The sequence below is a fragment of the Arenibacter sp. F26102 genome (genome assembly GCF_023015865.1).
Classification (GTDB): Bacteria; Bacteroidota; Bacteroidia; order Flavobacteriales; family Flavobacteriaceae; genus Arenibacter.
Genome location: NZ_JALKBC010000017.1, coordinates 42,827 through 58,915, shown reverse-complemented (window position 1 = coordinate 58,915; position 16,089 = coordinate 42,827). Strand labels below are relative to the sequence as shown.

At 38.2% G+C, this 16,089-nt stretch carries 18 protein-coding genes; 3 read left to right on the top strand and 15 right to left on the bottom strand.

Annotation, left to right across the window (positions count from 1 at the left end):
• Positions 1–115 precede the first annotated feature (115 nt).
• A complete protein-coding gene (locus MWU78_RS19340; RefSeq protein ID WP_247000895.1) occupies positions 116–358 on the top strand; it encodes a zinc-ribbon domain-containing protein in 243 nt (80 codons plus the stop codon).
• A gap of 244 nt (positions 359–602) precedes the next feature.
• On the opposite strand, the gene MWU78_RS19335 is transcribed toward MWU78_RS19340, so the two are convergent.
• The 7 genes from MWU78_RS19335 to rsgA all read right to left on the bottom strand — a co-directional run bounded on the left by MWU78_RS19335 (position 603) and on the right by rsgA (position 7,069).
• Positions 603–1,580 (bottom strand): polyprenyl synthetase family protein, encoded by a 978-nt coding sequence (locus MWU78_RS19335; protein WP_247000893.1) that lies wholly within the window; start codon positions 1,578–1,580, stop codon positions 603–605.
• A gap of 169 nt (positions 1,581–1,749) precedes the next feature.
• Positions 1,750–2,796, bottom strand: coding sequence for a 23S rRNA (adenine(2503)-C(2))-methyltransferase RlmN (gene rlmN, locus MWU78_RS19330; RefSeq protein WP_247000891.1), 1,047 nt, complete (start codon positions 2,794–2,796; stop codon positions 1,750–1,752).
• A gap of 88 nt (positions 2,797–2,884) precedes the next feature.
• The gene (queA, locus tag MWU78_RS19325) at positions 2,885–3,934 is read right to left on the bottom strand and encodes a tRNA preQ1(34) S-adenosylmethionine ribosyltransferase-isomerase QueA (protein WP_247000889.1); all 1,050 of its coding nucleotides are present in this window, start codon (positions 3,932–3,934) and stop codon (positions 2,885–2,887) included.
• A gap of 96 nt (positions 3,935–4,030) precedes the next feature.
• Entirely contained in the window at positions 4,031–5,260 is a 1,230-nt protein-coding gene (locus tag MWU78_RS19320; protein ID WP_247000887.1) for a 3-phosphoshikimate 1-carboxyvinyltransferase, read from the bottom strand.
• A gap of 80 nt (positions 5,261–5,340) precedes the next feature.
• The gene (locus MWU78_RS19315; RefSeq protein ID WP_247000885.1) at positions 5,341–5,667 is read right to left on the bottom strand and encodes a nucleotide pyrophosphohydrolase; all 327 of its coding nucleotides are present in this window, start codon (positions 5,665–5,667) and stop codon (positions 5,341–5,343) included.
• Positions 5,667–6,119, bottom strand: coding sequence for a D-aminoacyl-tRNA deacylase (gene dtd, locus MWU78_RS19310; RefSeq protein ID WP_247000883.1), 453 nt, complete (start codon positions 6,117–6,119; stop codon positions 5,667–5,669). Before dtd ends, MWU78_RS19315 begins: the two co-directional genes overlap by 1 nt.
• Positions 6,119–7,069: a ribosome small subunit-dependent GTPase A gene (rsgA, locus tag MWU78_RS19305; protein WP_247000881.1), complete on the bottom strand. Its 951-nt coding sequence runs from the start codon at positions 7,067–7,069 to the stop codon at positions 6,119–6,121. The genes dtd and rsgA overlap by 1 nt, the downstream gene beginning before the upstream one ends.
• A 150-nt stretch (positions 7,070–7,219) precedes the next feature.
• Here rsgA and MWU78_RS19300 point away from each other — a divergent pair, with 150 nt between their 5' ends.
• A complete protein-coding gene (locus MWU78_RS19300) occupies positions 7,220–7,615 on the top strand; it encodes a hypothetical protein (protein ID WP_247000987.1) in 396 nt (131 codons plus the stop codon).
• A 121-nt stretch (positions 7,616–7,736) separates the two neighbouring features.
• On the opposite strand, the gene MWU78_RS19295 is transcribed toward MWU78_RS19300, so the two are convergent.
• From MWU78_RS19295 to MWU78_RS19275, 5 genes are all read right to left on the bottom strand, one after another.
• Entirely contained in the window at positions 7,737–8,522 is a 786-nt protein-coding gene (locus tag MWU78_RS19295; RefSeq protein WP_348647114.1) for a head GIN domain-containing protein, read from the bottom strand.
• 188 nt (positions 8,523–8,710) lie between these two features.
• Positions 8,711–9,793 (bottom strand): bifunctional 3-deoxy-7-phosphoheptulonate synthase/chorismate mutase type II, encoded by a 1,083-nt coding sequence (locus MWU78_RS19290; protein ID WP_247000879.1) that lies wholly within the window; start codon positions 9,791–9,793, stop codon positions 8,711–8,713.
• A 9-nt stretch (positions 9,794–9,802) separates the two neighbouring features.
• Positions 9,803–10,663, bottom strand: coding sequence for a prephenate dehydrogenase (locus tag MWU78_RS19285; protein WP_247000877.1), 861 nt, complete (start codon positions 10,661–10,663; stop codon positions 9,803–9,805).
• Positions 10,664–10,810: 147 nt separating this feature from the next.
• Positions 10,811–11,956 (bottom strand): aminotransferase class I/II-fold pyridoxal phosphate-dependent enzyme, encoded by a 1,146-nt coding sequence (locus MWU78_RS19280; protein WP_247000983.1) that lies wholly within the window; start codon positions 11,954–11,956, stop codon positions 10,811–10,813.
• Positions 11,950–12,780, bottom strand: a complete 831-nt coding sequence (locus MWU78_RS19275) for a prephenate dehydratase (protein ID WP_247000875.1) — start codon at positions 12,778–12,780, stop codon at positions 11,950–11,952. The genes MWU78_RS19280 and MWU78_RS19275 overlap by 7 nt, the downstream gene beginning before the upstream one ends.
• Before the next feature lie 475 nt (positions 12,781–13,255).
• On the opposite strand from MWU78_RS19275, the gene gldA reads away from it, so the two are divergent.
• On the top strand, positions 13,256–14,149 hold the full coding sequence (gene gldA, locus MWU78_RS19270) for a gliding motility-associated ABC transporter ATP-binding subunit GldA (RefSeq protein WP_247000872.1): 894 nt from the start codon (positions 13,256–13,258) through the stop codon (positions 14,147–14,149).
• Positions 14,150–14,184: 35 nt separating this feature from the next.
• On the opposite strand, the gene MWU78_RS19265 is transcribed toward gldA, so the two are convergent.
• The 3 genes from MWU78_RS19265 to MWU78_RS19255 are packed head-to-tail and all read right to left on the bottom strand — an operon-like array spanning position 14,185 to position 16,078.
• On the bottom strand, positions 14,185–15,057 hold the full coding sequence (locus tag MWU78_RS19265) for an ATP-binding cassette domain-containing protein (protein ID WP_247000870.1): 873 nt from the start codon (positions 15,055–15,057) through the stop codon (positions 14,185–14,187).
• On the bottom strand, positions 15,054–15,725 hold the full coding sequence (gene modB, locus MWU78_RS19260; protein WP_247000868.1) for a molybdate ABC transporter permease subunit: 672 nt from the start codon (positions 15,723–15,725) through the stop codon (positions 15,054–15,056). Before modB ends, MWU78_RS19265 begins: the two co-directional genes overlap by 4 nt.
• A complete protein-coding gene (locus MWU78_RS19255; protein ID WP_247000860.1) occupies positions 15,725–16,078 on the bottom strand; it encodes a TOBE domain-containing protein in 354 nt (117 codons plus the stop codon). The genes modB and MWU78_RS19255 overlap by 1 nt, the downstream gene beginning before the upstream one ends.
• Positions 16,079–16,089: the final 11 nt, after the last annotated feature.

Here is a 16,089-nt window from a genome sequence, read left to right as displayed (position 1 = left end):
TTTTTGCAGGCTAAAGATAGTACTTTATGGCCTGTTGGAAAAAGGAAAGGCCATCCATATCAGAGAAATATTAATTAAATTGCGATTCTCATTCAGAAGTATAAACTAATAGAAAATGATATTATTTCTAGGAACAAAACCGGGAAAAACAATTTCAAAATCGTTACCAAATGTTGTATGTCCCTATTGTGAAAATAAGGGAACTTTGACCAGGGTTACAAGTACGACTTATTTCCACTTGTTCTGGATTTCCCTTTTTAGAGTGGGCACTTCTACCACAATAAGCTGTTCGCACTGTAAAGGAACCTATTTTGAGGATGAATTTACTGAGGAAATGAAACAAAGTATCGAAGATTGAAAAATCTATTAATAAGATTTAAATTCCATCCATTTATTATAATTCGAAGCGCTTTCCCAGAGAGGAAATATGGTAAATTACATTCTAAAAAGCCCGTACAACCTAATACTCCCAAACGTGATCTATAGAAATTATTTTCAGATCCCTGAAGTTTGTTCGTTATTAAGATAGACGACTTCAATTACATCATGGTCACCTACAGTTATGAATAAAACGATTATGTTTAATGTACACTAGAGTAAATTTACTTCTTTCGATCGACCACATAGTTCACCATAAGTTCCAGTGAACTCCTATATTCTGAATCCGGGTACGTCGCCAATAAGGTCAATGCCTCCTCCTTATAGGCTAGCATCTTTTTCACGGCATATTCAAGGCCTCCGTTTTCCTTTACAAAGGCAATAACTTCCTTGACCCTCTTTTTATCTTTGTTGTGATTCTTAATAGAATTGATCAACCACTTTTTTTCTGCTTTGGAACATTTATTGAGTACAAAAATCAACGGCAAGGTCATTTTTTGTTCCTTGATATCGATCCCTGTAGGTTTGCCAATTCTCTCTTCCCCGTAATCGAACAAATCATCCTTGATCTGGAAGGCCATACCTATTAGCTCGCCGAATTTCCTAAAAGTCTCCACATCCGGGGAATTGGGCTTAACGGAGCATGCCCCTAGACTACAACAGGCAGCAATTAAGGTTGCTGTTTTCTGCCTAATAATATCGTAATACACCTCCTCGGTAATATCCAGTCGCCTGGCCTTTTCTATTTGCAGCAATTCTCCCTCACTCATTTCACGTACAGCGACGGAAATAATTTTAAGAAGATCAAAATCTCCGTTATCTATTGACAACAGCAGCCCTTTGGAAAGCAAATAATCCCCTACCAAAACTGCGATTTTGTTTTTCCACAAAGCATTTACCGAAAAAAAGCCTCGTCGCTTGTTACTATCATCCACCACATCATCATGGACTAGGGTAGCCGTATGTATCAATTCAATTACCGACGCCCCTCTATAAGTCCTTTCGTTGACCTGTCCTTTGTTCAGAAGTTTGGCGGTTAGAAATACGAACATGGGCCGCATCTGCTTCCCTTTTCGGTTAACGATATAGTACGTAATTCTATTTAAAAGGGCAACCTTGGAAGACATGGATTCATAAAACTTTTTTTCAAAAAGTTCCATTTCCTGATTAATCGGTTCCTTTATTTGGGATACAATTTTCAAGGGATAGATTAGACTGTTTTGGATTGCTTGTTCAGTTGCGTAAAATTAGGCAAAAAAACATAGTAATCACCAGCCGATAATGGTAATGTAACCGTAATTTATAATTTTTAGCGAATTTGTGTTTGGAATTTGACTCCGCTTTGCCTACAGTCCTTTGGACAAGGCTTATTTAGGATTTATTTGCCAATTGTCCACAGGCAGCGTCAATATCCTTGCCCCTAGATCGCCTTACCGTAACGGTAATGCCATTTTTCTCCAAGGTACTAACGTACATTTCAATGGCAGCGTTTTTTGCTTGTTGAAATTCTCCGTCGTCAATGGGGTTATATTCAATTAAATTAACCTTGGACGGAGCAAACCTGCAGAAATCCACCAAAGCATTTGCATCTTTTTGGGTATCGTTAATTCCGTCCCAAACCACGTATTCATAGGTTATCCTACTCTTTGTTTTTAGATACCAATATTCAAGGGACTCACGGAGATCGGCTAAAGTAAATTTCGCATTAAACGGCATAATAGAAGTCCGGATTTCATCAATAGCGGAATGCAAGGATACCGCCAGCTTAAACTTCACCTGCTCATCGGCCATTTTTCGTATCATCTTTGGCACTCCTGAGGTAGACACTATAATGCGTTTAGGGGACATCCCCAATCCTTCCGGCGAGGTAATCTTATCTATGGCCTTAAGTACATTGTTATAATTCATTAAAGGCTCTCCCATACCCATAAAAACAATATTGCTCAATGGACGATCAAAATACAGCCTACTTTCATTGTCAATGGCCACCACTTGATCATAAATCTCATCCGGATTTAAATTTCGCATCCGTTTTAATCGGGCTGTGGCACAAAATTTACAATCCAAACTACAACCCACCTGACTGGATACGCAGGCAGTAGTCCTGGTTTTGGTAGGAATCAAAACGGATTCCACAATAAGATCATCGTGTAGTCGAACGGCATTCTTAATGGTTCCGTCGCTACTGCGTTGCATTTGATCTACCTTTATATGGTTGATCACAAAATTATCCTCCAGCATTTGCCTTGTTTCCTTGGAGATATTGGTCATGTCCTCGAAGGTATGGGCCGATTTTTGCCACAACCATTCATAGACCTGGTTACCCCTAAAGGCTTTGTCACCCTGGGTTACAAAGAACGACCTAAGTTGTTCCTTGGTAAACGCTCTTATATCTCTTTTGTTTTTTGCGATTTCCACTTCCTAAAGATAATTGATTCTATAAAAAAATCCCGCCAATACAGAATTATCTGTGTTACTGACGGGATTTAGATAATATTTTGGATACCTATATAATCAACATGGCATCACCGTAAGAATAAAACTTATATCCTTCCAAAATTGCTTCCTTATACGCCTTCTTCATTAAGTCATGCCCCATAAAGGCCGAAACCATCATTAATAGGGTAGATTTTGGCAGGTGAAAATTGGTCACCATGGCATTTGCAATACTAAAATCGTATGGAGGAAAAACAAACTTGTTAGTCCAACCGTCAAACGTATTTAAAGTCTGCTTGGAAGACACTGCACTTTCCAAAGCCCTCATAGCGGTAGTACCTACGGCACATATTCTACGTTTCTTAACTTTAGCTGAATTTACAATTTCGGTTGCCTTTTCATCTATGATCAATTCTTCACTATCCATCTTGTGCTTGGAAAGATCTTCTACCTCAACAGGATTGAAAGTCCCAAGGCCTACATGCAAGGTTACCTCCGCAAAATCGATTCCTTTGATCTCCAATCTTTTCAACAAATGTTTGGAAAAATGCAAACCGGCTGTAGGAGCAGCTACTGCACCCTCATGTTTGGCATAAATGGTTTGATATCTTTTTTCATCCTCGGCCTCTACCTTTCGCTTAATATACTTAGGCAAAGGAGTTTCTCCAAGTTCTTTTAATTTTCTTCTAAAATCGGTATAAGAACCATCGTAAAGGAACCTTAATGTTCTTCCTCTAGAGGTTGTGTTATCTATTACCTCGGCAACCAAAGTTTCGTCATCACCGAAATAAAGTTTATTTCCAATTCTTATTTTACGCGCAGGATCTACCAAAACATCCCAAAGACGTTGCTCCTCATTTAATTCACGTAATAAAAATACCTCTATTCTGGCCCCTGTCTTTTCTTTATTACCATATAGTCTTGCAGGAAAAACCTTGGTATTGTTAAGCACCATTACATCGCCCTCATCAAAATAGTTAATAAGATCCTTGAACATTTTGTGCTCAATTTTACCCGTATCTCTGTGAACGACCATTAATTTGGACTCATCTCTATTCTCTGCTGGATACTCTGCCAATAATTCGTTTGGAAGTTCAAAATTGAAGTGCGATAATTTCATTTAGTATATTCCTTAAATTTTAGATTCATGTTTAGCGGCTGCAAATATACGACGATGCAAGGGGCGATGTCAAGTAAAACCCCATTTAAATAAAAATCAGACGGTTTGCACCTTAAATTTTAAATTTTTCATGTCCTCCCAAAAGTCAGGGTACGATTTGGAAACCACTTCCGCATCGTTGACAAACAGTGATGTTTTCAGGGCAAGTGGAGCAAAAGCCATAGCCATTCTATGGTCATTATAGGTATCTATGGCAATTTCCCCTTTAATTTTTTTGGAAGGCTCCAGAGTCAGTGTTTTATCGGTCACCGATATAGGAGCGCCCAACTTGGTCAATTCAGTCTTTAAGGCTTCCAATCGGTCTGTTTCCTTAATTTTAAGGGTATGTAGACCTGTCATATGGCAACCTACGCCCAAACCGAAACAGGTTACAGCAATGGTTTGTGCTATATCAGGTGCATTTGCAAGCTCAAAATTAAAGGTGGTATTTTTGGGATTTGCCGTCTTTCTCAAGATAACCTGATGGTCTTGAAAGCTTGTTTCCACCCCAAAATCCTTATAAATTTCCTTAAGCACACTATCCCCTTGAAGGCTATTCCTGTTATAGGCCGTTAAAGAAATTTCAGTACCAATATCGCACATTGCTACAATACTATAAAAATATGATGCAGAACTCCAATCCGATTCCACAACTTGAGTAGAAGGTTCAACTGTGGTTTTTGGCGACACCTTGATCGTATTCCCTACAAAAGAACTGACTACCCCAATTTGCGAAAGCAGGCCCAAGGTCATTTTTATATAAGGCACCGAAGTAATCTTACCAACCAATTCCAATTCCAGGCCATTTTCAAGGCTTGGCGCTATTAAAAGTAATGCTGATATATATTGGCTACTAATATCTGCAGGCAAGCTTACCTTATGCTTCAACAGTTTTTTGCCCTTAATACTTATTGGTGGATAACCCTCATTATTTACATAGTTAATCTCAGCACCCAAACTACGCAATGCCTCTACCAATACTTTTATTGGTCTTTCGGTCATTCGTTTAGATCCCGTTAGGGTAACTTCTTTGTTTTCCTGTGACGCAAAATAAGCTGTTAAAAAACGCATGGCAGTACCCGCATGGTGAATGTCCACTTCCCCGTTACCAATAAGCAACCCTTTTTGCATTACTTCTGCATCGTCGGAATTGGAAAGGTTATTGATTTTTATATTGGGAAACAAGGCCTGTAATAACAACAACCTATTGGATTCACTTTTAGATCCCGTGATTTTTACTTCAGATTTTATCAGGGTTTGCGAAGGGGCAGATAAATGTAGCTTCAATTTATATGGAATTTTTTAGACTTATTTGCTTAATTAATTGTTTTTAAATGAATGCACAAAAACAAACGACAAATATAGCACTATTTCAGCTTTTTATTGTTGTGGTGGCGATCATGATCGCGTTTGGTCTTAAGGTTTAATTTCTTATCAAAAGACTCCTGTAAGTTTATTCCGGTCTGATTGGCCAAACATAGGACTACAAATAGTACATCTGCCAATTCTTCCCCTAGATCCTTATTCTTGTCCGACTCCTTTTCGCTTTGCTCACCATAACGTCTGGCTATAATACGGGCCACCTCCCCCACTTCCTCTGTTAATTGGGCCATATTGGTAAGCTCGTTAAAATATCGCACCCCATGGGCCTTGATCCATTCGTCTACAGCTACCTGTGCATTTTCTATGTTCATTATTCCTTGTTTTTTGTATCTATTTGAATAGTAACCGGTCCATCATTTAGCAAGGCCACTTTCATATCAGCCCCAAAAATTCCTGTTCCCACCTTCTTCCCAAGATCTTTTTCTAACTGTGTTACAAAACTTTCATATAACGGAACTGCTATATCTGGTTTTGCGGCTTTTATATAACTTGGCCTATTTCCCTTTTTTGTGGAGGCGTGAAGCGTAAACTGACTTATCACCAATGCCTCACCATTTACCTGAAGAAGGGACAAATTCATTACATCCTGCGCATCATTAAAAATTCTCAGATTTGCTATCTTATTGGAAAGCCACTTTATATCCTCCTCGGCATCAGCCTCCTCAATGCCCAAAAATATAAGTAGCCCGTTCGAAATTTCTGAAATAATTTTCCGATCCACCTTTACACTGGCAGTGGCCACCCTTTGTATTGTTGCACGCATTATTTTTCCCCGTAAATGTCCACCCTATAGTGCTCTTGTTCCCCACTTATCATCTGCACATAACTTTTATATCGGCTCCAAGCCACCTCATTATTGTCCAATGCTTTTTTTACCGCACAATGAGGTTCGTCCAAATGCAGGCAATTATTAAACTTGCACTCGCCCTTCAACTTGAAAAATTCAGGAAAATAATCCCCTATTTCCTCCTTTTCCATATCTACAATCCCGAACCCTTTGATACCAGGGGTATCAATTATTTTAGCCCCGAATTCCAAATCGAACATTTCCGCGAAAGTTGTAGTATGTTGACCCTGCATATGTTGGGAGGAAATTGTTTTAGTTTTTAAATCCAATTGTGGCTCTATGGCATTGACCAAAGTAGATTTACCCACTCCGGAATGTCCGGAAAACATACTTGTTTTCCCCACCATCAATTCCTTTACCTGTCCCACATTTTTTCCGGTTTTGGCAGATATCCCGATACAGGTGTATCCAACCTCCCTATATAGGTTTGCCAAATACTTAATCTCATCCAGTTCTTCCTCACTATAAGTATCTATTTTATTAAAAAGTAAGACAGCAGGAATGTGGTATGCCTCTGATGTCACCAAAAACCGATCTATAAAACTCGTAAAAGTGGGCGGATTATTTAAGGTTACAATTAGGAAAACCTGGTCCAAATTAGCTGCGATTATATGGGTTTGCTTAGATAGGTTTACCGATTTTCTAATAATGTAATTTTTCCTATCCTTAATTTCGGTAATAATACCTTGAAAATTCTCAGCTGGCCCATCTACATCAAACACCACCCTATCGCCCACGGATACAGGATTGGTACTCTTTATCCCCTTAAGGCGAAATTTCCCCTTAATCCGACATTCGTAAAATGCTCCATCGGCAGTTTTTACACTATACCAACTTCCAGTAGATTTATATACAGTTCCTTCCATTAACGACTTCTGACAGATTTACCTACAAAGAAACAACTTTAGTTTTATACTAGCTTTTAAAATTGATCGCTGTTAATCAACTTTAGACCATAAAAAAACACGAATATGAAAAAATTTATAATTATTACCTGCCTTGTTTTTGCTACAGTAATGGAGGTAAATGCCCAACAATTTAAAGTAATCACCAGTGTAGAATCCATTGTTCCGAGTGGTCTAGGGAGATCCGGGATCATTAGTGCAACAGAGGACAGGGATTACAAAGAGTTTACCAGCGAACAAACCGATGAAGATAACGGTAGAAATAAATCTGACCGCGGGGATATTCAGGTGAAGAATTTTGAAGAAACCAAACTTTTGAATTTTTACAATATTGGAGGAATTAGATTCCAAAATATTGCTGCCAACGACGCTTTAATATCGTCAAAAATAAATGCCATGGTCGCCGAAGGATGGGAATTGGCCTTTGTTACCAGCGCAGTTGAAAGTGATAGCGGCAAGGATGATGGCCAAGGAATTTTTATAACACGTTACATATTTAAGAAGTAATCTTCATTGTCAAAAAAATAAAAAAACACTGAACCCTGCCAATTGGTAGGGTTCAGTGTTTAAAGTAATATATTTGGACACAATCTAATTCCAGAAAGTCTCCTTTTACCCTAAAGCAATACTATTCCATAATTTTCACCCTTCCTCCGGCAAACGTATTCTTATTTACCTCTTTTGGATTTCCATAAACATATACATCCCCACCAGCTTTAATATTTATATCTATTGCCTCCGAAGCAAACATCGCCGCTTCACCGGCAGCAGTTATTTTAACACTGGCCTTCTCACTTAGAAGCGGTTTGCCCTCAAAAACTCCTCCAGTATTTAGGACGACCTCTTGATTTATAGTCTTTCCAGAGGCCTCAACATTACCGCCGGTAACACATCTAACGATTAATTGGTGCACATCCAATCCCACTTTTATTTTAGCACCTTCCTGGGTTTTTAATTCTACCTTTTCTTGGCTTAAGGTTTCGTTGACCGTAATTCTTGCTCCCTCATTCCCATCGATTAAATCTATATTTTTAAAATACACCTCTACAAAGGTATTTTCCCCGTGAAACTTTTTATCCAGTTCCATTTTTATCTTAAGGACTCCATTCTTATTAACAATTTGTATATCGTCAACATTGTCCCCTTTTACCAAAACTCTATTTTCTTCCGATTTAATAAGGTTAACTTCTATTAAATCATAAACTTTCACCTCATTAAAATCACCTACGGATTTATCTACTGTTCTTTGCGAAAACCCTAGAAGTGATATGCAAAGGAATCCTATTAGCAAAACATTTTTCATCATCCTTAAATTTTTGTTATTAAATTTTTCCGTTAAAATTTGGGGAAACAATAGACTAGTCAATCCATTTTCTTGGTAAAGATGAAACAAAAGTCCATTTGTTACACTCATTTAATGAAACAATTAACTTTTTAACAGGCCAACAATCAATTTCGTACCCTAAACATGAGTATCTCTTTGTAGGTCCAAGGCTTTAATTTCACGTGATGACCAAACGATATCCAGTATAAAAATACAATCCATTAAACAAAAAAACCACGCCTAATGGCGTGGTTTAAACGGTCTACCAATAAAATAGTTTATGAGTTAATTATTTTCTCTTGGTGATTAATGGATTCTTGGTGAATTGCCTTAAACATTTTTAAAACAAATTCCTCACTTAAACCCTTAGCTTCACCTTCCAAAATCATATTACCCAAAATAGCATTCCAGCGATTGCTTTGCAATACAGCAACGTTTTTCTGCTTTTTTAATGCACCTATACCATCGGATATTTTCATTCTCTTCCCAAGCATTTCGATCAACTGGCTATCAAGGACATCTATTTGCGCCCTTAGATTACTAAGTTGACTAGTGTACTCTGCTTCCGAATCGGATTCTTTTCTAATTTTCAGATCTCTCATAATCTGGATCAATTTAGATGGAGTTACCTGTTGTGCAGCATCACTCCACGCATTATCCGGATCAAAATGAGTCTCAATCATCAAACCATCAAAATTAAGATCCAAGGCGGTTTGGGAAACATCAAAAATCATTTCCCTATTTCCCGTTATGTGCGAAGGATCATTGATTAAAGGTAGATCTGGAAATTTATTTTGAAATTCAATGGCCAATTGCCACTCAGGGATGTTCCTATATTTTGTTTTTTCGTACGTAGAGAAACCCCTATGTATGGCTCCTAAATTTTTAATTCCGGCAGTATACAATCTTTCAATTCCACCAAGCCATAATGCCAAATCGGGATTTACCGGATTCTTTACCAAAACAATCTTATCTGTTCCCTCTAAAGCATCTGCAATTTCTTGCATAATAAACGGACTTACCGTTGAACGGGCACCGATCCACAATAAATCCACGTCATGTTCCAATGCCAACTTTACATGGGCAGCATTTGCAACCTCGGTACAGGTCTTCATTCCGGTCTCCGACTTAACTTTTTGCAACCACTTTAAACCTAAAGCTCCCACTCCTTCAAACATTCCAGGACGTGTTCTTGGCTTCCAGATACCTGCACGATAGTAATTTACATCGGTATCTTTTAACTCATTGGCAATTCGAAGCACCTGCTCCTCTGTTTCCGCACTACAAGGCCCGGCAATTACTAACGGATGGTCCAATTTCATATCGTCCAACCATGTTCTCATTTGTTTTGAATTTTCCATTTCTATACTCTATTTTTTGTTAAGTGGTATTCCGTTTAATATTTCCTTTATTTTATTTGTACTGTTCATTTCATTAAATATGCCTTCATAATCATCCGCAACCAACATTGCTTTAAACTCCTTTAAATTTTGAATATATTCTCCCAAGGTCTCAACTACATTTTCCTTATTTTGCTTAAAAATCGGGGTCCACATAGCTGGTGAGCTTTTGGCCAACCTCACAGTGCTTTCAAAACCACTTCCGGCCATGTCAAAAATATCACGTTCATTCCTTTCTTTCTCAATAACCGTCTTTCCCAACATAAAAGAACTTATGTGTGACAAATGTGAAACATAGGCAATATGTTTATCATGAGCCTCCGGGTTCATATATCGTATCCGCATACCCAATTGTTGAAAAAGCTCCAGCGCCCTTTCCTGTAATTTAAAGGCTGTTTTCTCTATTTCACATATGATATTCGTCTTCCCCATAAACAAGCCTTCAATGGCCGCAGAAGGTCCGGAAAATTCGGTTCCGGCAATCGGGTGACAAGCCAAAAAATTTCTTCTTTTAGAATGATTTTCCACTACTCTGCAAATTAATGACTTCGTGGATCCGGCATCCAGTACTACAGCATCATCATTTACGGCATCCAATATTTTAGGCAATTCCCGAACCATAACATCCACGGGAATACTCACAATCACAAAATCGGCCAAATGAAGTTGACCATAGTCCGACTTTTCATCGATCAGAGATAATGACAAGGCCTCATCCAAGTGACCCTCATTGGCATCTATTCCGTAAATTTTGGTGTCCGGCCGGTTGCGTTTAATATCCTTGACCAAAGACCCTCCAATTAATCCGATACCGATTACAAATACATTCATACTATCTAATCATTAGTTCCCAATTAGCAGAACAACTACAATATACCCACTAAAAATCAGGAATTTCAATTATTATCGATTAACTATAAAATTACCTCGACCCCATTCCAAAATATGGCCATTAAACCATCTCGATTTTTCATTTTTTCAAAACCTATCTATCGCTTCCTGAATCTTTTCGGCTGTAACACATAAAGAGAAGCGAATATACCCCTCTCCGTTAGAACCAAAAATTGTCCCAGGGGTAATAAAAATGTTCTTGTCATAAAGCACCGAGTCGATAAATTTCTCAGAAGACAAAACTCCGGAGGGCAATTTGGCCCATACGAACATCCCTACCGAATTTTTATCATAGGCACAATTTAACTTATCGGCCAATGCGAACATTAATTCCCTCCGCTCATTATACACCTTATTCAATTCGCTAAACCATGATTCACTGCTGTTTAAAGCCGCTATGGCCCCTTTTTGAATACCGTAGAACATGCCGGAATCCATATTACTTTTCACCTTTAAAACAGCATTTATATGTTCACTATTACCGAAAACCATCCCTACACGCCAGCCTGCCATATTAAAGGTTTTACTCAGCGAATTTAATTCCAAAGCCACGTCCATTGCACCATCAATCTCCAAAATACTTATTGGATTTTGGTTCAACACAAAACTGTAAGGGTTATCATTCACCAATAAAATATCGTTCTCTTTTGCAAAAGCAACCAAATGAGTCAATTGTTCTCTACTTGCCGTCGCCCCTGTGGGCATATGTGGATAACTGGTCCACATTATTTTCACTTTAGCAAGGTCTTGCTTCCTCAATGCTTCCAAATCCGGAAACCAACCGTTATTATTGGTCAGGTCATAGTACCTTGGTACCGCCCCTACCAAATTGGTTACCGATGTATATGTTGGGTATCCTGGATTAGGGATCAACACCTCATCTCCTGGATTTAAAAAGGCCAAGCTAATATGCATGATTCCCTCTTTAGACCCCATTAAAGGCAATACCTCAGTTTGTGGATTTACAATTACACCAAATTTATCCTTATAAAATGACGTAAATGATTCCCTTAGCTCGGGCAATCCTTGATAACTCTGATATTGATGTGCTCCATCATGGCTCAGAGCATCTTTCACCGCATCCTGCACCTCTATGGATGGTTCCAGATCCGGGCTTCCGATACCCATATTTATTATAGGTCTACCTTCGGCCATTAACCCCCTTACTTCTCTAAGTTTTTTAGAAAAGTAGTATTCTTCAACTGTGTTTAATCTATTTGCCCCAATCATAATATTCTGGCATTTTTATATTCTCCCAATACTTTAAATTCTTCCGCCATAATTTCCAACAAGGCTTTGGCTTTGGAAAAATTTTTAAACTTTTCAAAGGTAACATCCACGAAGAAAGAATACTTCCATGGCGTTTCTATTACCGGTAAAGACTGTATCTTGGTTAGATTCAGATTACAATCGCTCATCACGTTTAAAATTGCCGCTAGACTTCCTCGCTTATGGTCAGTAATAAAACGTACCGATGCCTTATTAATTTCATTCTCCGGCAAAGCTTTGTTCTGCGTTTTCACTATTATAAACCTAGTGGAATTGTCCTTTATCGTCTGAATTTCCGAATGTATAATCTCCAAGTCGTACAATTCCGCTGCAACTTTTGGAGCAATTGCTGCTATTCCCCTTAACTGGTTTTCCTGAATTCTTTTAGCAGTCTCCGCTGTATCTACATCCTCCACCAGTTTAATGTGCTTATAGTTTTTAAAAAATTCATGGCATTGCAGCAGAGCCATGGGATGCGATCGAACCTCTTGAATATCCTCTATCGTCTGCCCCTTTAAAACCATTAGGTTATGATGAATATTTAAATACTGCTCCCCAATAATATGAAGGTTTTTATGGAACACCAATGCATAATTGGGAATAATGGACCCCGCAATGGAATTCTCTATGGCCATCACCCCTTTATCGGCAGTTCTATTGATCAAATGATCCACCAAACTATCAAAGGACGAACATTCAACGAATGTAACATCATCGCCAAAATAATCCTTAGCCACCTGATGGTGATTAGAACCTTTTATACCCTGTATTGCAATTTTCAACTTCACCTTATTACAATTTAATTGCCTGACTATTAGAGCCTTTCAGCTTTACTACTTTCTAATTTTACCATTAATTATGAAAGTTATATCCAAAAAAAAAGTCCTGGTTTTCACAGGACTTTTTTCTATATATACTTTAAAATATGCTAGAACAGTCCCCTACCTCCCTTAAAAAAGAAGTAAAAATAAAAACCGTTCCAGAAATATTGCTTTGTCATTTTTCTTGTAAAACTGCGGCTAAAGTAATAATTAAATTTATAAATCAGTCCCTAAGCTACAATTTTTTTATTTATTTTATTATATTTTAAAAAAAATGTGAATTTCGCCCTTAAATTGACTCAATTTTACGAATTACTCCAATGAAATCCATACCGATAGTTTTACAGAAAACAACTATCCAACGTTGACCTTCAATATTTTATCAAAAATAAATAAAACTAGATTCCACTTATTTGCATTATTTTTGATAAAAAGTAGTCGCATGTCCATCCTAGTAAAAAACATCACCAAATCCTTTGGCAAACAAATAGCACTGAACAAGGTTTCCTTTACTATCGAAAAGGGAGAAATTGTCGGCTTTTTAGGACCTAATGGAGCAGGGAAATCCACCATGATGAAAATTTTGACCACCTATTACACCCCGGATGAAGGACAGGCAGCAGTAAATTCATTTGACGTACATAAGGATAAGCAAAACGTTCAAAAAAGTATTGGATACCTCCCTGAACACAATCCTTTGTATTTGGACATGTATGTAAAGGAATATCTTGGATTTAACGCCGAGGTATATAAAGTTGACAAGGATAGGATCAATACTGTAATTGCCCAAACAGGCCTTACCCCCGAAGCCAACAAAAAAATTGGACAACTTTCCAAAGGATATCGGCAGAGGGTTGGCCTAGCTGCTGCACTATTGCACGACCCAGAGGTTTTAATTTTGGACGAACCAACCACCGGCCTAGACCCCAATCAATTGTTGGAAATTAGAAAATTGATCCGGGAAATTGGAAAAGAAAAGACCATTCTCCTTTCCACACACATCATGAAAGAGGTCGAGGCCGTCTGTGACAGGGTACTGATAATAAACAAAGGAACTTTGGTTGCAGATAAAAAACTTTCTGAATTAAGGGACGGCCAGGATCAAGTATTGGTGGTTGAATTCGATTTTAGAGTGGAAGAAGCTTTCCTGAAAAAACTGCCCAATGTAAACTCAGTTAAAAATATAGGTGGTTTTGTTTACGAGATTACCTTTAACACCACCAAGGATATGCGTCCTACGGTGTTCGACTTCGCCCATGACAATCAATTAAAGACACTTCAATTAAGTAGGAAAAACAAAAATCTGGAGAGCCTATTTACAGAGATGACCGTTTAAACCAAAAAATCAGGAATACCTGGCAAAACCAATTGCTATATTTTTTGAATTATAGGGTTAAAAGCTTTTGAAGCCACTAAAACCTGGTCTCCAACCTTTAATTCATTAGCTTCCGTACGATCCGAAACCACCTTGATTATTTCATTACCAATAAGGACCGAAATTACATAAATAACATCCTCCTTCTCAATTTTCAAGACTTCCCCGGAAAATCTAAATTTAGCACTGGTCTTATTGAGTCCAAAAAAATCGCTGGCCGTACCTTTCTTGATAACCTTACCATTTTGAATTTCAAATACGCAATCAGATAATTTTACAATTTCACCAATATCATGACTTACCAGTATCGTAGTGAGTTTGTATTTTTTATGAATTTGCAAAAGATACTCCTGTAATTTTATCCGCATCTTTAAATCCAAGGCAGATAATGGCTCATCCAATATTAAAATCTCCGGTCTTTGCACCAAGGCTCTGGCCAATGCCACGCGCTGCTTCTGACCTCCCGATAGGGTTTCCGGTTTTCGTTGTTGCAATTCGCTGAGCTGTGCAAAATCCAACAATTCCTGAATTATAGAATTGTCCTGGTACTTTTGCAAGGCATATTCCAAATTTTGCCTAACCGTCATATTAGGGAAGAGGGCGTAGTCTTGAAATACATATCCCACCTTTCGCTGTTGTGGTATAAGATTAATATTTCTATTGCTATCAAACCAAGTTCTCCCGTCTACGGTTATACTTCCCATATCTGGCTTCAACAAACCGCTGAGCATTCTTAAAGTGGAGGTTTTCCCTGCCCCGGATTCCCCGAACAAGGTAACAAATTGCCCTTTTGCAATGTTCAATTCCAAATCAAGAACCATTTCTCCTCCGATTGACTTTAGTGTCTTTTTTAGGTTTAGCCGTATCATGGGACGAAGCGTTTAAAATATCCGCCATTTGTAAGATAAACCATAAGGAGAATAATGAATGTTATGGAAAACAATATCAATGAATAACTATTGGCAGCGGAGTAATTCATAGCTTCTACCTCGTCATAGATGGCTATAGAGGCCACTTTGGTCTTTCCTGGCATATTACCACCAATCATCAAAACCACGCCAAACTCACCAACCGTATGGGCAAAGGACAAGACAATGCCCGTCAAAAGCGCGGGCTTAACATTGGGCAATAAAATTTTCACTAGGGTAGTCAATTTAGATTTCCCCATGGTATAGGAAGCTTCTTTTAGTGTAGATGGCAGTGAGGAAAGTCCGGTTTGAATAGGTTGTACCATAAACGGAAGGCTATATATGACAGAAGCTACAACCAAACCGCCAAAAGAAAATATAAGTCTTATTCCTAACCATTCATTTAACCAATTCCCAAAGGCATTTTCCGGACTAAATGCCACTAACATATAAAAACCCAAAACGGTTGGCGGCAGCACCAAGGGCATGCTGACCAGAGTTTCTATCACTGGCTTCATTTTAGATTTGGTATTGGAGAGCCAATAGGCAATGGGAATTGAAACCACAAACAATATAGCCGTGGTTATCACGGCAAGTTTAAAAGTAAGCACTAGAGGTTGCCAATCCATTATGGTGCCAGTATTATCTCGTTTAATTTAACCATAATCTTCACTTTCATTTTAACAACCAATCCCAGTTGCTTTACACTCATGGTACTTATTATGGCAACGACCTCACCAAAATTGGTTTCCAAAATTAACCTGCTCATTAATGCGCCTATTTCAATATTGGCAATACTTCCAGAAATCTTATTCTCTATACTAACGTCCAGTTCTTTTTGGGTACTAATGGCTACCTCCATTTCCTTAAACAAAACATTTACCTTGTGGCCCTTTGTTAAATATGGGGATGTTTGAGGCGTATCTATTACCACCGAAATTAGTTCAATTTGGTTCTCTACCTCAACGTAAACTATGGACATATTTCCATACG